Below are 17,611 nucleotides of genomic sequence, written 5' to 3' on the forward strand. Positions count from 1 at the left end.
GGGTCGGGCGGGGCTCGGTGCGCCCGAGGGGACGGCCGGTGGGTGTGAAAGAATCGGTCACCGTGAAGAACTTCGAGTCCCTGTTCGCCGAGCTGACCGAGCGTGCCAAGACCCGTCCCGAGGGGTCGGGCACCGTGGCCGCGCTGGACGCGGGTGTGCATTTCCAGGGGAAGAAGGTGCTCGAGGAGGCCGGGGAGATCTGGCTGGCCGCCGAGCACGAGAGCGACGAGGCACTCGCCGAGGAGATCTCCCAGTTGCTGTACTGGGTGCAGGTGATGATGGTTGGTCGCGGGCTGACGCTCGAGGACGTGTACCGACATCTGTGACGGCTGATCCGTCCGGTTCGACACTCCTCCCGCCATCCCGAAAGGACCCCTCCGCATGTTGCGCGTCGCAGTTCCCAACAAGGGCTCGCTGTCGGAATCCGCCGTATCCATCCTCAGCGAGGCCGGGTACCGCAAACGCACCGACTCCCGTGACCTCACCGTCCTGGACCCCGCCAACCAGGTCGAATTCTTCTTCCTGCGGCCCAAGGACATCGCCATCTACGTCGGCTCCGGCGAGCTCGACCTCGGCATCACCGGCCGTGACCTGGCCCTGGATTCCGGTTCCCCGGTGACCGAACGCCTGGCGCTCGGCTTCGGCCGCTCCACCTTCCGCTACGCCGCCCCGGCGGGAGAGGACTGGAAGGTCGAAGACCTCGCCGGCAAGCGCATCGCCACTTCCTACCCGAACCTGGTGCGCGCCGACCTGGCACGTTTCGGTATCGAGGCCGAGGTTATCCGCCTCGACGGCGCCGTCGAGATCTCGATCCAGCTCGGCGTCGCCGACGCCATCGCCGACGTCGTCGGCTCCGGGCGCACCCTGCGTCAGCACAACCTCGTCGCCTTCGGCGAGTCCCTGTGCGACTCGGAGGGCGTGCTCATCGAACGCACCGGTGCCGATCGCGACGACCGCGCCCGCAACCAGCTCATCAACCGAATCCAGGGTGTGGTGTTCGCCCAGCAATACCTGATGCTCGACTACGACTGCCCCAAGTCGCTGCTCGACCAAGCCGCCGCCATCACCCCCGGCCTGGAATCACCGACCGTCTCGCCCATGCGCGACCCGGACTGGGTCGCCGTGCGCGCCCTCGTCCCCCGCAAACAGGGCAACGAACTGATGGACCGCCTCGCCGAACTCGGCGCCAAAGCGATCCTCGCCACCGACATCCGCTCCTGCCGGGCGTTCTGAGTCGAACAGTTCGAAGGCCCCCGCCGGTGCGTTCCGGTGAGGGCCTTCGTGCGTTCCGGCGGTGGCCTGTTCAATGCCGGTCGTCGGCGAACGCGACCAGCGGAACGGGGCGACCGTCGCGACGTGCCTGCCCCACCTCGAGGACCGCCATCGGCACCAGGTACCGGTCACCATCCGTCCCCGCCAGCAACCCGAACCCGTCCTCCACGATCAGCCCGTCCGAGGAGACCACCGCCAGCAGGTCACGGAGAAGGTCCTCGACCGAATCCCAGACCGCTTCACGGTCGCCGTACATGTCCATCTCGCAGTACACGACCTGCCCGACCTGCCCTTTCGCGCCGGGATGCGAATCGACCGCGATCGCGAGCTCGGCTGTCGCGTACAGGGCACACCAGCCGCGGTCCCACCACACCTTCCGTACCGCACCGTCGGTCGAGCCGTCCAGCTCCTCGAAAGGTTCTCCGGGAGCACTGGATTCGGCCTCGGCTGCGCGCGCGGCCACGTACTGTCCTGCCGAGTCAGGGCTTTCCAGGCGCATCCCCAGTACGTCCCGACCACCCAATACCGACCACAACTCGGCGACCTCAGCCGGAGCTTGCACGCCAGCCCATTCCTGGTACCGGCCGACCTCCCCGGACCCACGCCGCGATACCGGCTCGAACCCCTTCCCCGCCAGCTCGTTTCGGATGTCCTGAGCCAGGATCGCTACCTCACCCACGCTGCCCCTGATCGTCGCCGGTACTCACAGGTCACGCGGTCGCAAGATTTCTACCAGCTCTTCGGGAGTGAGCCCGCTGTAGACCTGGTTCGCCCATTTGATGGCCTCGTCGATATCGTATGAATATTCGATCCGGAAATTTCCTGCCCGGGCGACAGAGCATTTGATTCCTGCGCACTCCTCACCCTGTGCGTCATAGAGCTTCTCCGAGGAATTCTGTATGCGACGGCTGATTTCCCGATGACCGAAAAGGCGTACGACAGTGCCTTCGCCACCTCGGTAGGCGACCGCACCCCAGGTGCCGACACCGCGCGACGGATACACCCTGGTCGATACGGCGTATGTCCAGTCGGGATAGGCGAGTTCGGCCGCCTGGGCGGTTGCCTGCACCAGTTCCGTCGTAGCCTCGATCTCATCGATGTCGGTCATCAATCTCTCCTAGTTCTGGCTTTCGGTATGCGCCGTGAAATCTTTTCGCTGGATCCCGTAATCGCTGCGATTGAATGTATTACCGCCCCGATTGCTGAAATCGACTGGAAATTCTCGGAACACCTCACCGTTCGCGTCGAGCATGCTTATCTCCCCGGTCACTCGCTCCGGTGTGACGGCGCCCGGCGGATCGGTCTCGAAGAGTATATGAGTCACCCGGCCGGTGCCGGAGGTAGGCCACGAGGCGATGGCCGCCTCCAACACTTTGAACTCTTTTTGGTTGAACCATCTCTCCTGCGCGAAGAGGTTGACGAGACCGCGGTCGAGAGTGGTTCGGTAGCTGGACGCGTGGCCGCCATCGTAGGTCAGCCCGGTTCCGGTGGGATCTACGCCTTCGTGGCCCGTGTTGGTCGCCGCAGTGCTCTCGGGACTGTCACCCTTGCGCTTCACCTTGTCGGTGGCGGAGAAATCGTGTCGGATGACACCTTCGGTCGATACATGGCGTCCGTTGAGTGATTCGGTACGGACGACGTTGTCACCGACTTGGGACCGCGAGAACGAGCGGACGTTTCCGTCGGCGTCCGGTGGATGGATGACGTGCTGCTCGTGGCGGAGTGCCCTGAACGTACCGCCCGTACGTGTCTTGTACTCGACCGAACGTGGCGGGTAATCGCGAACGACTGTGTGGTTCGGTGGGTCTCCGTAGATCGTGTCGGTATACCGGGTGCCGGACTCGGTCGTTCCGTTGACGATTCGCGTCGGCGGGCCGTCCGGCACCGGGAGCGGATAGTCGTCGGGGCGCAGCGTGCCGCGCGTATTCGCGTGGTCGGGATTGGTTGGGTCCAGTTCGGGTCCGTCGACGACCCGTCGTGGTGGGGTGATCCGGTCGCGGACCGCATCGCGGCGGTCACCGAACGGCTCTTGATGGCCTCGCGGTGTGTTGGTGGTCGTCGGGCCGGTGTCGCTCGATCCCGGGCGCGTAGTGCCCGCGTCGGCGTTCGGATCGGGCACTGTATCCGGCGTGGTGCGGGGCTGCCCCGTGTCGGCGGCCGGTCGTGTGGGTGTGGGGTCCGGCGGGTTGACGGTGTCGGGATCGGGCGTGTCGTTGTCGGACGAATCGCTGTCGCACGAGTCCGGGACGAGCCCGAGGGGGTCGCGCCAGGTGCGGGGGTTGTGGGGGTAGGTGTTGGGGTTGGGGGCGGGGGTGAGGCCGAGGGGGTCTCGGGTGAGGTAGCGGGCGGTGTGTGGGTCGTAGACGCGGTGGAGGTTGTAGTGGAGATCGGATTCGGGGTCGTGGAACTGGCCGGGGAAGCGCAGGGGCGTGGATGTGGTGCCCTGCCAGGTGGTCTTGCCCCAGAGGGTGGTGGTGGCGGTGGCCGTGGTCTCGGCGGTGGTCGGATCGATGAGTTCGGTGGGGGTGCCGACGAGGTCGGTGATGATCGCGTGGAACTCGGAGGTGGCCGGTCCTTCGACGGATTGGGCGAGTGGGGTGTGGGTGCCGGGGTGGTATTCCCAGCGGGTCGTGGTGGTGGCGGTGGTGGCCTCGATCAGGTGGGTGTCGTCCCAGGTGTAGTCGGTGCGGGCGAGGACCGTGCCGTCGGTGGCGAGGTGCTGTTTGGTGGTGCGGCGGCCGAGGGCGTCGTAGGTGTAGCGCCACCACTGCCGATCGGGGGTGTAGACGTCGGTGAGTTGGTCGAAGCTGTTGTAGCGGTAGTGCCAGGTGCGTGCGCCGGTGGTCTTGCGGAGGAGGCGACCGGCGGGGTCGTAGTGGAAATCGGTGTCACCGTCGCGGACGAGGAGGTTGTCGCGGTAGGCGCGGTCGGTGTCGGTGATGTTGCCGAGTGGGTCGTAGCCGTAGCGCTCGGTGAGGTGATCGTCGCGCGCGACGGTGGTGACGCGGCCGCGAACATCGAGGGTGTAGTCGTGTCGCGTAGGCGGAACGTCCGGACGGCTGACAGCGTGGGCGGTGAGGTACCCGTCCGCGCGATAACGGAATTCGTCCCGCCGCAGGCGGCGCGGAGCGGGCCGGGTGGGACGGTCGAGATCGAGGGACACGAGCCGGGTGGGAAAGCCGGTGATCTCCTGGCCGACGAGCTGTCCGCGCGTGGTGAGCAGGCGGTCGACCGCGATCTCGCCGAGGCGCCAGCAGGTGAGGTGCCCGGCGAGATCGTATTCGAACGTGACGTCGTGGTCGCCGATGCCGAGCCGGTCGACCCGTCCGGCCAGGTCGTGATGCCAGGTGGTCTCGGCGCCGGTCGGGCTGGTGCGCGAGACCCGGCGAGCATGCCGGTCGTAGCCCGAGCGCGTCGGCGGCCGGGCATCGACCTGCTCGGATTCGAGCAAACCCGTTGGCCCGTAGGTGTATTCGATCGTGTGATGGAGGTGGTCGCCCTTGCCGGTGCTCGCGGTGAGCAGCCTGCCCGCGGGGTCGTGGGTGTAGCGGATCCAGTCGCCGTCGTCGGTGGTGACCTCGGTACGCCTGCCGAGAATGTCGTAGCGGTGGTGGCGGGCGATCCCGGTCGCCGCGGTGACGGTGGTGACCCGGCCCGCGGCATCCCAGGCATAGGTGGTTCGTGTCGCGCTGTAATCGGTCTCGGCGACGAGACGGCCCGCGCCGTCGTATCGGTAGGTCCAGGTCTGGCCGAGCGGATTGTGCACGGCGGTGAGACGACGTTCGGAGTCCCACTCGTAGCGGGTGAGCGAGCCGTCGGGATCGCGACGTGACCGCAGCAGGTCGAACGCGCCGTAGGAGTAGGAGGTGACGCCCCCGGCGGGGTCGGTGTGGGCGACGATATTGCCTTCGCCGTCGTACTCCCACGACTCGGTTCGATTGTCGGGATCGGTTCTGCGGAGCAGGTTCCCGGCGGGCGACCACTCGTAGGCGGTGACGCCGCCCGTGGGGTCGACCGTGCGGATCGGGCGGCCCGCGGCGTCGCGTTCGATGCGGGTCGTCGCGCCGAGCGCATCGATCACGACGATCGGCAGACCGGCGGCGTCGGCGTGGATGGTGGTGCGCGAGCCGTCGACCAGCACGCTCGCAGGCGCGCCCGAGGGGTGGTAGGTGAACTCGGTGCGGGAACCGGCCGGGTCGACGGCGGCGGTCAGGTCGCCGTTGTCGGACCATTCGCGGCTGTGCACCGCCCCGTCTGCGGTGGTGATGGTGCTCGGACGGTTGCGCCAGGCGTAGTCGTATTCGAGCGGAACACCGTCGGGACGGACGATTTCCACCGGGTCGCCTGCTCCGTTGTAGCGATAGGTGGTCGTCGTCGCCGGGTCGGGTCCGGTGATGGTCAGCGGCTTGCGTTCGGCGTTGTAGTCGGTGTGGAAATGGGCGCCGTCGGGGGTGACCAGATCGCGCAGTTGCAGTTCGCGGTCGAACCCGTGGGTGGTGACGGCGCCGAGGGAGTCGGTGACGGCGGTGAGCCTGCCCGCGCCGCCGGGGAAGTCGACATAGGCGAAGTCGCAATTCAGCACGCCCTCGGTGCCGCGCTGATGGACCACCCGACCGGCGTCGTCGTAGGTGTTGACCATCTGGTTGCCGTTCGAGTCGGTCCACGAGGTCATCCGGTGATCGGCGTCGTAGGTGTACCGGGTCGTCGCCGAGTCGGCATCGGTGACAGAAGCCAATACCCCTGTCGTGTAACCGAATTCGCGTACACGCACATCCTGCTCGCGGTCGGTGAGCAGGACCAGACCGGTGACACGACCGTGCGCGGTCTCCACGCGCACCCGGTAACCGCCGGAGTGCGACACCTCGACCGGTACCCCGTCGGCGTCGTAATGGAACCGGATGCGGTTGTGGTGGCGGTCCGTGATCGCCGATACCGCGAAGTTTCCGAGCTCGACATCGAGGTTGTCCAGCGCGGTCTCCGGTGCGAAATGCCAGATCAGTTCGCGGCGTTGATCCCACACCCGGTAGCCACCGGCGTCGGTGCGGGTCAGCGTCCAGGACTGGCCCTCGGTGAGCGGTCGCACCGGCTCACCCACCTCGGCATGCGGGTAGGCGAGCATGATGCCCTCCTCGCCGAGGAAGGTGACACCGTCGTCGGATACCACGATGCGAGCGTCCAGGGTCGACGACCATGAACACCCGAACCACCGCCCGAACCGGTAATTCGAATGATGCGAACGGCGCAGCACCAGCGCCAGTACGCCCGGCAACTCCAGATCCGTTTCGGGTAGCAGGAATTCGCCGGTACTGATATCGACGGGATCGGTGGAACAGGTCTTCTGGTCGGGCGTGCGATCGTGCTCGGCCCCGGATCTGCGCGCCTGATCGTGAGCGTCGCTGTCGGCGTCCGCCCGGTCTTTCGCGGTCGGGGTGTCGGATTCGCGATCCGGAGTGCGGTCGGTCGGTGTGTCGGGGTCGCGATCGCTGCGATTGTCGGGATCGCGGTCCGGGGTGCGGTCGGTCGGTGCGTCGCGGTCTGGTCCGCGGTCGGCAAGGGTACCCGAGTCGCGGTCGGGAGATCGGTCGGTGGGGGTGGCTCGGTCCGCACTGCGGTCGGTCGGTGCGTCGCGGTCGGGCGTGCGATCTGTCGGTGGTGCGCGGTGTGGGTCCGGCGAGCGATCGGGTGCGACGCGGTCCGGCGTGCGATCCGTCGGTGGGGCGTGATCGGGGTCTGGGGTGCGGTCGGTGGGTGCGTTTCGATCCGGGTCGGGGGAGTGGGTGGGGTTCGGCCCGTGATCGACGGGACGGTCCGGTGTTCGGTCGGGAATGGCGGTGGGCGAGTTCTGATGCGCCGGTTGGGCCGTGTGCGCGCGGGGTGTGTCGGGGCGGCTGGCCGCGACCGGTGAGTTCCCGGCCGGGCGAGCGGCCGGGTCGGGGGAGGCGCTCGCGCGTGGGGTGTCCGGGGTCGGTCGTGGCGCGGAGGCGGTCTCGGGCCGGGAAGGTGACGGCGGGGTGTGGGTCGGGGTCGGCGATGTGGACTGGGGGCGAGCGGGTGTCGGGTCGGGCGTGCGGCTACCCGGGCCCGGATCGGCGTGGGTCGTGGGACCTGGTTGCCAGACGGGGGAGGCGGTGGCGGGATCGGCCGGTGTGGTGTCGGCGGTCTGTGGATCGCGAGCGGTCGTTGTGTCCGGGGAGGAACCGTTGTTCGATGGGCGATCGGAGATGTCGCGTTCGGTGCGGACGTCCGGTTCCGTACGCGAGGTGGGCTCGGGCCCGGGCTGTTCGTCGGTTCGCGTATGCGTGGCTTCGGGGCGGGCTGCTGACGAACTCGGATCATGGTGAGTGGCGTCGGGTTCCGAACGTTGGGGAGGCGTGGGTTCGGTCCGCCGGGCCGGATCGCCGTCCTGCTGGTCGGTCCGTGAGGCGGGTGTGTCGGTCTGCTGCGTCGGTGTGGGTTCGGTGCGCGAGGTCGGCGTGTTGTCGGCCTGGTTGGTCGAGGCCGGTTCGGTGCGTTGTGTGGGTGACTGATCGGTGTGGGTCGGCGTTGGCTCTGCCCGCTGGGTCGGGGCGGGGGTGTCGGGGTTCGTGGTACCCGCCGCCTCGGGTCGCGGTTCCTGGCGGCTCGTCGTCGGCTCGGGGTCGGGGGCGCGTTCCGGGGTGTGGGTGGGCTCCACCTCGGGGGTCGGCTCGGGATCGCGGGTTGTGCCGGGGCTTTCGGCGGTCGGTGACGGCTCGTCCTGCTGCGTGCGCGGTGCGGGCTCGCTCTGGCGCGGTTCGGTGTTCTCGGGTGCGTTCGAGTGGCCGCCGCCCGTGTCCTCGCTGCGCTGGGTAGGCGCTTCGCGCTGTGGGGCCGCCTCGATGGGCCGGGTGTCACTGGGCGACGAACTCCGGTCGGCCTGCGGCAGACCCGCACCCTCACGGGGCTCGGTCTGCCCGGGCTGGTCCACGTCTCGGGTCGGGCTCGGCGAGGTGCGAGTCGGGGTGGGGCTCGGGTCGGCGCCGTTGCCCGACAGCCGCCTGCCCGCGTCCGCGCCGCGTTTGAGCGCCGAGATCGCCGTCTTCACACTGCCGCCACCACCGGTCGCGGCGGTGAGGATGAGGTCGGGGGCGAGCGAACCGGCGAATTCGAACGGGTTGGTTCTCGCCTCCTTCAGGATGGCGTCGACGGCCGCACCCGGATCTGCCACGGCGACAACGAGTCCCGTCCCCAGATCGGACAATCCTTTGGCGTATTCGGCGGGGTGGGTGATGTTGTATATATCGGTCGGATTCACCTGGCGCACCAGTTGCACCATTCCGGTGACCGCGGTGAGAAATCCGGCGGTGAAATTCAGGGCGGCGTGGTCGAAAACCCCTTTGAGGTCGGAGATGTTCGCGATCCACCGCTCACTGAACGGCGGCTCCTTCGGCGCGCGCTCGGTGGCTGTCTCGATCGCGCCGACCGCGATCGAGGCGCCGTTGTCACGTTGGACCCGGGCGGCGCGCAGTATCTCGCGCGCCTCGTTGCGAATGGTCGTCCAGGTATCGATGAGCGGATTGGCCTGCTGCTGCTCGCCGGTGAGGCCGTTCCACCAGGTCTTCTGGCGACGTTCCTCGGCATCGGCGGCCTTCCAGCGGTCGATGGCGGTCTGGGCCTTGTCCTGGGCGGTCTTCACCTCGTTCTGCCAGGCTTTCAGTGCCTCGGCCGCGGCCGCCATCGCGTCGGCGCCGTCGAACCAGAGTTTCGGCTGCTTGTCGTAGACGGAGTTGAACGCGTCGGCGCCCTTGCCGGTCCATTCGGCGGCATCGATCTTCTGCAGCGCCTGACCGGTCGACTCGATCGCTTCGGCCATCTTCGTCAACGTGTCGGCGGCGGAGCCGATTTCGGACGGCTCGCCCAGAATCAGCTCTTTGGGGTCCTCGGTCCGACCCAGCTCTTCCTCTTCGACATCGCCGCCGGTCGCGGAGGCGATGTTGTCGCCGAGATCGTCGAGCGCGTTGCCGATCTTCTCCAGCCCGACATGTTTGGCCGCGTCACCGACCACGTCCAGACCGTCGTCGATGATCTGGCCCGCGCCTTCGACGACATTCTCGACACCGTCTTCGATCGCGCTGCCGACTTTGTCGAAGAAATCGCCGATCCCCACCGTTTACTGGCCCCCCTGCTCCTTCTTCATGATCTCGGCGGCCCGTTGACTCGCACCGGTGTTCCAGCCGGGTGTTTCGCCGGTGAGCAGGCTGCCGGTCACCGGGCTCACATTCGCGAACGCCTGCGGCCCGACCGCCTCGATCACCTTCATATTGGTCTGGATGTGCTGACCGGCGTCCTGAAAGGACTTCACGCTGTAATCGGCGTTACGGATGTGGTTGAAAGAATTGTCGGCGAACGTCTCACCCCAGGAACGCTTGGTGATCTCCTCACCCGACAGATGTGGATTGCCCGCCATATGCGTCCACATCGTCTTGAGAGTGTCCTCGGATTTGGTTTCCATCTCGTCGTAGCGGCCCGCCGCCAAGCCGAGCGTGCGGGCGATCGAATTGCCCGCCTGTACCAGTGCGCGCACACCCCACGACCAGCGCTCGGTGAACTCCTCGAAGGTCTTCTGCACCGTGTGTTTGCCCGCCTCGAGGGTGGACATCGTGAGCAGCGCGAACCCCCGGCCCATGTTGCCGGTTTCGCCGATCCCCATCTCCGACAACTGGCCGATGGTGCCGTCGATGCCCTTCGCGGCCTGTTGCAGCACCGCCGGGTCGACTTTGAGCGTGGTCATCGCATGTCCTCCCGATCTCTCGTCTACTCGCCGACTTCCGGCGGGAACGCCATGGGCGCCGCACCGAGGATGTCGATGGCTATTCCGGCGGGCTCCTGGCGCGATTCCACGTAATCGTGCAGCCGCCTACCGAAAATCCAGTGGTAGCGGTGATCCTGATCGTGAACCTTGTCGGCGGTGTCGGCGAGCCGATCGCGCGCGGCGATGAATCTCGCGTATTCCTCGACGCTGGTGAACGCGCACAACCAGTCGACGCCACCGAACGGCAGGAAGAAGACTCGGTCCTCGGCGTTGAGCGGGACCAGCAGCGCCGCGTCCCGAAACGCGGCCGACAACGCGTCGGGCTGCCCGAATCCCGCGTAGAAGGCGGCTATTTCGGCGTGCAGGCGCTGCCTGCCGTCGCCATCGGTCATCCGACGCAACCTCCCCCCGCACCCCATCCTTCACTCTCGAACGGGAGTGTACGCGAATGACGGCCGTCGTAGGGAGCCCCGAAATGCAGGAGTTTGTCGCGTAATCAGCGCGATCCCCGTGGACCTGCCGCGAATGTCGAGGTGGTGAGCCCCGCGGTTCGATCGGTCGAGATCGGTTCAGGGTGAGTGCAATCGGTGTGCGCGGGTAGGTGGCGCGGTTAATTTGCGGTTCTCGATGAGGAACGCAAGGAGTCACAGTGTCGCAAGCAGAGACCGAGCCGCGGCCGGGCAGTGCTTTCAGGTGGAACGAGGATTGGGCGGCGACCGTTGTCGGTCTCGTGCTGATCGGTCTCGTGCTGGTCGGGGCGATTCCCGAGTGGCTGGTGCCGTGATGTCGGAGGTGAAGACCACATCAGAAACGGCGGCGGTGCATGGCGATACGCGGGCGACGGGTGCCGATATCGCCGCCGGGATCCTCCTCGTGCTCGTACTCGGCGCGCTCACGCGATTCTTCGATACGCAGGTGCCGCAGTGGGCGGCCGACACTCCGTTGAAGCGAGTCGCCAAGACCATCGAGTACCCGGTGTACGCGATCGCGATCGGCCTGATCGGGAACCTGGTGCTCGGCAAACTCGGTCTACGGGAACGGCTTTCGGCCGGATTCCGCACGGAGTTCTTCATCAAGACCGGCGTCGTATTGCTCGGTGCCTCCGTCAATCTGAAGATTCTGGTGACGGCGGCGGCGCCCGCGATCGTGCAGGCGCTGGCCTTGATCACGATCGTCTTCGGGTTCACCTGGTGGTTCGGCGGGGTGCTCGGGCTCGACGACAAACTGCGGGCCCTACTGTCCTCGGCGGTGTCGATCTGCGGCGTGAGTGCGGCCATCGCCGCGGCAGGGGCGGTGCAGGCGCGACGTGAGCAGATCGCCTACGCGGCCTCGCTGGTGATCATCTTCGCGCTGCCGTCGATCTTCCTGCTGCCCTGGCTCGCCGACCTGCTCGGGCTCTCCGATGCCGTCGCGGGTGCCTGGATCGGCGGAAACATCGACACCACGGCGGCGGTGGCGGCCGCCGGTGCGCTCGCGGGGGAGGGGTCGTTGCAGATCGCCACGATCGTGAAGACGACACAGAACGCGCTGATCGGGCTCGTAGCGATCGCGCTCACCGCCTGGTTCGCGTTCCGGGTGGACCGCACCCCTGGCGCCGCGCGCCCGAGTCTCGGCGAATTCTGGGCCAGGTTCCCGAAATTCGTGCTCGGGTTCGTCGCCGCCTCCATCATCGGCACCCTGTACCTGCAGTCGGTCGACAAGAAGACCGGTGCCGCGCACATCGCGATCGTCAACGACCTGCGAACCTGGTTCCTGATCCTGGCCTTCGTGTCCATCGGCCTGGAATTCTCGCTGCGCGGATTGCGCGAGGCGGGGTGGCGACCGATCGCCGTCTTCGGTTCGGCGGTCCTGGTGAACCTTGCCGCCGGACTCGGCCTTTCGGTGCTGCTGTTCCGTGACTTCGCGGCGTGACGTGGTCGAACGCCTGCTCGCCCGGCGGGTACCGGGATCGGGCTGCACCACCGGCAGCGCCGAGCCCGTCGGCGGCTGAGTAGGGGCGGCCAGGGCGCTCTGCGCGGTCAGGTCGCGGCGCCGAGCTTCTGGGCGCAGGCGAGGAGTTCTGTACGGTACAACTCGCGGTCGCCGGGGGAGACGGCCGGATGCAGGGGCCCGATCTGCAGCTCCCAGCGCGGAACCTCGTCGCGGGCGAACACCGGTGCCGCGAGGTAGGCGATGGGTAACGGCGCCGCGGCGGCGAGGTCGGCGGCGGTGTGGGGGTAGCCGCTGAGGTCGCCGAGCAGACCGAGGACACGACGGCGCAGTGGTCCGGAAGCCGGTGAATGTGCCAAGTGGCCCGCTACTTCGGCGAGGACATCGAGGGTGGCGAGGTCGGCGGGGTCGATGCCCCAGACCACGAGTCCGGCGGAGCGGATCTCGGCGAGCGCGGTGGCCAGTTCGTCGCGTCGGCCGGGGTCGGCGGTGGCCAGCCACGCGTGCTGCCGTTCCGGCGGGCAGAACGCGATGACGCTCGCGCCCGCGGGGGCGCGCAGCGGCACGCGGGCACCGACCTCGATCCCGGCGGGCACCCGGCCGTGATGGGCTGCCAGGCCGACGAAAGTCATCGAGGTCGACGAGACCACCGACAGCGCGGCACCGCACCCCACCCGGCGGGCCAGCTCGCGTAACGCGGCGTCCGCGCCCGCTGGTGTGGCTGCCCGGTGCGCGGTGGGGAACGTGGGCCCCAGCCGGTAGGTCAGGTCGCGAGAACGCTGCGCCCAGCCACGCGACTCCAAGGTGGTGAGGACGGCGGCGACCGTCGACCGGCTCAGCGCGAGTCGGTCGGCGACGCTCGCGGCGGTGAGCGGCGCCTCGGCGGCGAGCAGTTCGACGACGGAGACGACCCGGTCGGTCGGTGGTGACGCGCTCACGCATTCCCTCTTGTTCTTCCCGACGCGGTCGTCTACCGTCCGCGTGCCGAAAACCCGATTCGACGACACGAATATTCGTGTCCGGAGGAATGTTATGCCGAACTCGTCGCTCCTGGACCACCTCGACGTCACCGACATCGACTTCGCCTTCCAGGACACGCCCGACCTGCACCGTGTGCTGGCCGACCTGCGCACCCACCGGCCGTACGCGATCGTCCCCTTCGCGGGGACGCGTGCGGTGCTGCTGCTCACCCATGACCTGGTGTCGGCGGCCTTCAAGGACGAGGAAACCTTTCCAGCCCAGGCGGTGTACTCGCTCACCACCGAGCCGGTGCTCGGCCGCACCCTGCAGTGCATGACCGGCGACGAACACCGGGTGAACCGGGCCATCGTCGCCCCGCCGTTCCGCCGCAGTCTGGTGAGCGGCTGGATCGAACCGCTCCTCGCGCCGGTCGCCCACGAGGTGATCGATCGCTTCGCTCCGCTCGGCGCCGCCGACCTGGTGGCCGAATTCACCACGCGCTACCCGGTTCTCGTGATCAGCAGGTTGCTCGGTCTGCCCGTCGGTGACGAGGCGACGGTGTTGCGCTGGGCACACGACCTGTTCTACTTCCCACTGGATCCTGCTGCCGCGCACCGGGCTTCGCGTGAGTTCGCCGACCATGTGCTGCCGATCATCGCCGCACGGCGTGAGGAGCCCGGTGCGGACCTGATCTCGAAGCTGGTCACTGAGAGCGTCGAGGGAACCACCCTGTCCGACGATCAGATACTCGCTTTCCTGCGGCTGCTGTTCCCGGCGGGCGCCGACACCACCATGCTGGCTCTGGGAAACACGTTGTCCGCCTTGCTCACTCACCCGGACCAGCTCGACCTGGTGACAGCCGCCCCGGAGGAACAAGCCGAGTGGGCGATCTGGGAGGGTTTGCGCTGGGAACCACCGGTCGGGCTGCTGCCACGAGCTTGCCCGAGAGACACCCACTGGCAAGGTCTCGACATTCCCGCGCTGACCCCGATGTTGTTCGCCGTCAACGCCGCTCACCGCGACCCGGCGAAATACCCCGCGCCACACGAGTTCGACATCACCCGCCGCGCCACCACCATGCTCTCCTTCGGCCAGGGGCCACACAGTTGCCTCGGCAGCGGGCTGGCCCTGGCCGAACTCCGCACCGCCCTGATCGCGCTGCTCACCCGACTCCCCGATGTGCGGCTGGCCGACGCGGCGGCGGTCGAGGACGCCACCGTGACCAGCCAGGTGGGCACCGCGCTCCGCGGCCCCAGTGCCCTGCGCGTCCGCTGGAACCGAGCGGCTTCCTGACCGGCAACATCGTGGCGCGTAGGCTGAACCTGGGGCTTTGTCCGGACAACAACGGATCGGGGCGAACGATGTCGAACAAGAACGAACACGAAGAGAAGATCGAAAAGGAACAGGTCGAGCGCGAGGAAGAACGCCGCAGACTGGAAGAAGAAGAGGAACGCCGCCTGCGTTAGGCGACGAACGGTCCGACCAGTTCCACGACGGCCTCGGGCCGTTCCACCTGCGGACTGTGTCCAGAACCTGCGACGACGCGCGGTGTCAGCCCGGCCTCGGTGAATTTCGCGATGTTCGCGGCCGAGGGCGCCAGAGTGTCGTGCTCGCCCCAGATCACCAGCACCGGCTTATCGAGCGCGGCGAGCCGCTCGGCCACGGCGCGTTCGTCGTTCATCGTGGTCGCCGCGGTCGATCGGCACACCGTCCGGTGGGTGGCCCGCTCGAGTGATCGATGCGCGAGGGCCGGTGGCGGAAAATCCTCGGCGAATCCGGCCTGCAGCGATCCCTTGGCTATCGCGTCGACGCCGCGGAAGCGATCCATGACGGCACCGACCAGGGGCCAACAGCCCACCGTCTTCATCGCGGGCATGTCCTTGAGCCCGGGACCGCCTTGGGTGTCGATCACGACGACCCGCTCAACCCGCTCGGGCTCCCGTTCGGCTAGTAACGTCGCGATGTGTCCGCCCATCGAGTGGCCGACGAGCGCCGCTCGGTGGATACCCAGCGCGTCCAGTGCGCGGCTGACGGCTGTGGCCTGGCCGGAGGCGCCATAGTCGTCGTCGGCAGTGGTCGCCTCGGACCCGCCGTGCCCGACCAGATCGATCGCGACGACCCGGTGACCCGGCGCGGCGAGCGCTGGAGCAACCTGCTCCCACCATTCGATCGAGGACAGGTAGCCGTGCAGCAGGACGACTGCCCGCTCGTCGTCCGGGCCGTAGTCGCGCACGTTCAGATCGGGGCCGTCGATCGTGAGAACGCGTCCGCCCGCGAACGGTGTCGCGTCGTGGGAGTCGCGGTGCACGAGGAACGCGTTGACCACGAGTGCGATCACTACCCCGGTCAGTACCAGTGCGACGATGCGCACCCTTCTCGAGAACCGCACGCCCACCCCTGAAATCGATCGAATCGCAACACGGTTGAACCTACCGCGCGGTCGGTCGGGACGGGATCGCGGGGCAGATCCGGCAGCTCATCGCTGGCCGGTGACAGTTCGCGAACGGTCGGCAAGCGGTGGATCAGACGTCTTCGGGGGTCCGGACCTCGGGAAGCCCGAGATCTGTGGAGGCGGGTTCCTGTGTGGGCCAGCCGGGATAGGGCGGTGGGGTGCCGCCGTATTCGGGGCACAGGGCGTGGAAATCGCAGTAGCGGCACATCGAATTACGTTGGGGTCGAAAGTCGCCGGTGCGGCCCGCGTCGAGGATGGCTTGCCACAGGGCGGTGAGGATGCGGGCGAAGCGGTCGAGTTCTTCGCGGTCGGGGGTGTAGGTGAGCAGCACCTTGTCGGCGAGGTAGATCAGGCGCAGTTGGGCGGGGAGGATGCGACGGGTACGCAGGATGACCAGGGCGTAGAACTTGAGCTGGAACAGGGCGCGGGCCTCGTGCTGCGGGCCGGGGGAGCGGCCGGTCTTGTAGTCGACCACGCGCAGCAGGCCGTTGGGCGCCACATCGATGCGGTCGACGAAGCCGCGCAACGGGATCTCACCGTCGAGGTCGACCTCCACCCGCTCCTCGAGCCCGTCCGGCTCGAAACGGGTGGGGTCCTCGAGTTCGTAGTACCCGGCGACCAGGCGGCGCACCTCCTCGAACAGCACCTCCGGACCGCCCGCCGCCACCAGATCGTCGAGCCCCTCCCGGCCCGCGCGCACTCGCTCCCACGCGTCGGGAACCAGTTCGGCGGCCCGGTCGGGTCCACGCTCGGCCGCGGGTAACCCGAACAGGTCCTCGAGCACCGCATGCACCACCGTGCCACGCACCGCCGCGCGTGTCGGTGGCTCCGGCACCCGATCGATCGCCCGCAGTCGATACTTCAACGGGCACTGCTTGAAATCGGCTGCGCGCGAAGGGGACAACGCCGGACGCGACCGGGTGACCGGTTCGGCGGGGTTCTCGTCGGCGATCGACGCGGGCAGGGGCACTGACATGTTCGCCACGGTAACGGCAACCACCGACAGGTTCACGATTCGTCCATGGGGGCGATGTCTGTCAAGATCGCCGAATGCGAACGATCCGGGTGGGGGCGGCCGTGGCCGCGATGATCATGCTCAGTGCTTGCGAGGAAAAACTGCCGCCGGTGGCCACGAGCACATCGGCAAGTGCACCGACGACCATCGCGATCAGCCCCGAGCAGGATTTGCGGACCGGCAAACTCGCCGAGGGCTTTCGGATGGCCGACGCGCTGACCCTCGGCTCCGATATCGACCCGATTTTCGTGCGCCGGGGACCACTCGGTGTCCTCACCGAGCCCATGCTCACGATCATGTCGGGCCACAACAACGCCGTGAGCGCCGCCGCCGCGGCCGAAGGCCTGATCACCGGCTTCGCCGTCCAGCGGTCCAACGGCGGCGAGACGAGCACCGACACCAAGTGGCTCACCCACGGCATCATGCGTTTCCCCGACAGCGCGTCCGCGACCAGGGCGGCCGGCGCTCTGGCCACCGCCGCGACCACACAGAGCGGTCTGCTCGAATCCGGTGACTGGGTGGTCACCGACCTGCCGGAGGCACCGGACAGCCGGGTCGTCACCATGACGAACCGCGGCAGGCTGGACGGCATGGCCTTCACCCCGCACCGGGAATACGTGATGTTCACCCGGGTGAGCAACGGCGCACTCCCCGACATCGGGAAGATCATCCGCGCCGCGCTCGAACGTCAACGCCCCGAACTGGATTCGTTCGCGGCCACCCCGGTCACCGAGCTGGCGAAAGTCCCCTACGACCCGACCGGGATCCACGCGCTCGCCGTCGGCGAGGGCGGTGCGAGCCGGGGAGCCTTCGGCAGGCGCGCCGCGGCGCACTACGCCGACGACCAGCAGGCGGCCCGCGCACTGTTCGACAGGGCCGGGGTGAGCGCGTTCGGCGTCGAAGGCAGCATCGTCTACCGCGCGGCCGACGCCACAGGAGCGGCGACCTTGCTCGCGGCCGACACCGCCGAGTTCGGTTCCGATCGGGACTGGAAGTCGACGGCTGCCCCGACGGCCGTCCCCGGATCGGTCTGCTGGGCCGAGACCGATGGGAGCAGCTGGGCATGTCTGGTCTCGGTCGGTCGCTACGTCGCGCAGGTCCCGGCCGACACCGAAGCCGAAGCGCACTCCCTCCTCGCCGAACAGCACCGTGCGCTCACTGCCGCGAAATAGCTGACCCGTCGATCGCGCGGATCGTCGCACCTGGCAGGCTT

14 protein-coding genes are annotated in these 17,611 nt (G+C 68.0%); 6 read left to right on the forward strand and 8 right to left on the reverse strand.

Features of this window, described 5'->3' with window-relative positions; genetic code table 11:
- Window positions 1–62: 62 nt before the first annotated feature.
- Window positions 63–326, forward strand: a complete 264-nt coding sequence (locus NC7_RS10145) for a phosphoribosyl-ATP diphosphatase (protein ID WP_067492188.1) — start codon at window positions 63–65, stop codon at window positions 324–326.
- 55 nt (window positions 327–381) lie between these two features.
- A complete protein-coding gene (gene hisG, locus NC7_RS10150) occupies window positions 382–1,233 on the forward strand; it encodes an ATP phosphoribosyltransferase (protein WP_067981345.1) in 852 nt (283 codons plus the stop codon).
- 70 nt (window positions 1,234–1,303) lie between these two features.
- Here the strand turns inward: hisG and NC7_RS10155 are convergent, their stop codons facing one another.
- The 5 genes from NC7_RS10155 to NC7_RS10175 all read right to left on the reverse strand — a co-directional run bounded on the left by NC7_RS10155 (window position 1,304) and on the right by NC7_RS10175 (window position 10,434).
- Window positions 1,304–1,834: an SMI1/KNR4 family protein gene (locus tag NC7_RS10155; protein ID WP_157101928.1), complete on the reverse strand. Its 531-nt coding sequence runs from the start codon at window positions 1,832–1,834 to the stop codon at window positions 1,304–1,306.
- Window positions 1,835–1,975: 141 nt separating this feature from the next.
- A complete protein-coding gene (locus NC7_RS10160) occupies window positions 1,976–2,380 on the reverse strand; it encodes a hypothetical protein (protein WP_067981347.1) in 405 nt (134 codons plus the stop codon).
- A gap of 9 nt (window positions 2,381–2,389) precedes the next feature.
- On the reverse strand, window positions 2,390–9,397 hold the full coding sequence (locus NC7_RS10165; RefSeq protein ID WP_067981348.1) for a putative T7SS-secreted protein: 7,008 nt from the start codon (window positions 9,395–9,397) through the stop codon (window positions 2,390–2,392).
- Between the two features lie 3 nt (window positions 9,398–9,400).
- Entirely contained in the window at window positions 9,401–10,021 is a 621-nt protein-coding gene (locus tag NC7_RS10170) for a hypothetical protein (RefSeq protein WP_067981349.1), read from the reverse strand.
- A gap of 23 nt (window positions 10,022–10,044) precedes the next feature.
- Complete coding sequence (locus NC7_RS10175; protein WP_084458315.1) at window positions 10,045–10,434, reverse strand: hypothetical protein; 390 nt, start codon at window positions 10,432–10,434, stop codon at window positions 10,045–10,047.
- 257 nt (window positions 10,435–10,691) lie between these two features.
- Here NC7_RS10175 and NC7_RS30115 point away from each other — a divergent pair, with 257 nt between their 5' ends.
- The gene (locus NC7_RS30115; protein WP_255285049.1) at window positions 10,692–10,826 is read left to right on the forward strand and encodes a hypothetical protein; all 135 of its coding nucleotides are present in this window, start codon (window positions 10,692–10,694) and stop codon (window positions 10,824–10,826) included.
- Window positions 10,826–11,953 carry a YeiH family protein gene (locus NC7_RS10180; RefSeq protein ID WP_067981415.1) on the forward strand — a complete coding sequence of 376 codons (1,128 nt, stop codon included), beginning with the start codon at window positions 10,826–10,828 and terminating at the stop codon, window positions 11,951–11,953. The genes NC7_RS30115 and NC7_RS10180 overlap by 1 nt, the downstream gene beginning before the upstream one ends.
- 107 nt (window positions 11,954–12,060) lie before the next feature.
- Here the strand turns inward: NC7_RS10180 and NC7_RS10185 are convergent, their stop codons facing one another.
- A complete protein-coding gene (locus NC7_RS10185; RefSeq protein ID WP_159372856.1) occupies window positions 12,061–12,909 on the reverse strand; it encodes a helix-turn-helix domain-containing protein in 849 nt (282 codons plus the stop codon).
- Between the two features lie 94 nt (window positions 12,910–13,003).
- Here NC7_RS10185 and NC7_RS10190 point away from each other — a divergent pair, with 94 nt between their 5' ends.
- A complete protein-coding gene (locus NC7_RS10190; RefSeq protein WP_067981352.1) occupies window positions 13,004–14,224 on the forward strand; it encodes a cytochrome P450 in 1,221 nt (406 codons plus the stop codon).
- A 169-nt stretch (window positions 14,225–14,393) separates the two neighbouring features.
- On the opposite strand, the gene NC7_RS10195 is transcribed toward NC7_RS10190, so the two are convergent.
- Window positions 14,394–15,302 carry an alpha/beta fold hydrolase gene (locus NC7_RS10195; RefSeq protein ID WP_236573314.1) on the reverse strand — a complete coding sequence of 303 codons (909 nt, stop codon included), beginning with the start codon at window positions 15,300–15,302 and terminating at the stop codon, window positions 14,394–14,396.
- A 151-nt stretch (window positions 15,303–15,453) separates the two neighbouring features.
- Window positions 15,454–16,359: a RecB family exonuclease gene (locus NC7_RS10200; RefSeq protein ID WP_067981417.1), complete on the reverse strand. Its 906-nt coding sequence runs from the start codon at window positions 16,357–16,359 to the stop codon at window positions 15,454–15,456.
- A gap of 74 nt (window positions 16,360–16,433) precedes the next feature.
- Here NC7_RS10200 and NC7_RS10205 point away from each other — a divergent pair, with 74 nt between their 5' ends.
- Entirely contained in the window at window positions 16,434–17,570 is a 1,137-nt protein-coding gene (locus NC7_RS10205) for a DUF7373 family lipoprotein (RefSeq protein WP_067981353.1), read from the forward strand.
- Window positions 17,571–17,611 lie beyond the last annotated feature (41 nt).

The sequence above is a fragment of the Nocardia caishijiensis NBRC 108228 genome (assembly GCF_001612825.1).
GTDB lineage: Bacteria > Actinomycetota > Actinomycetes > Mycobacteriales > Mycobacteriaceae > Nocardia > Nocardia caishijiensis.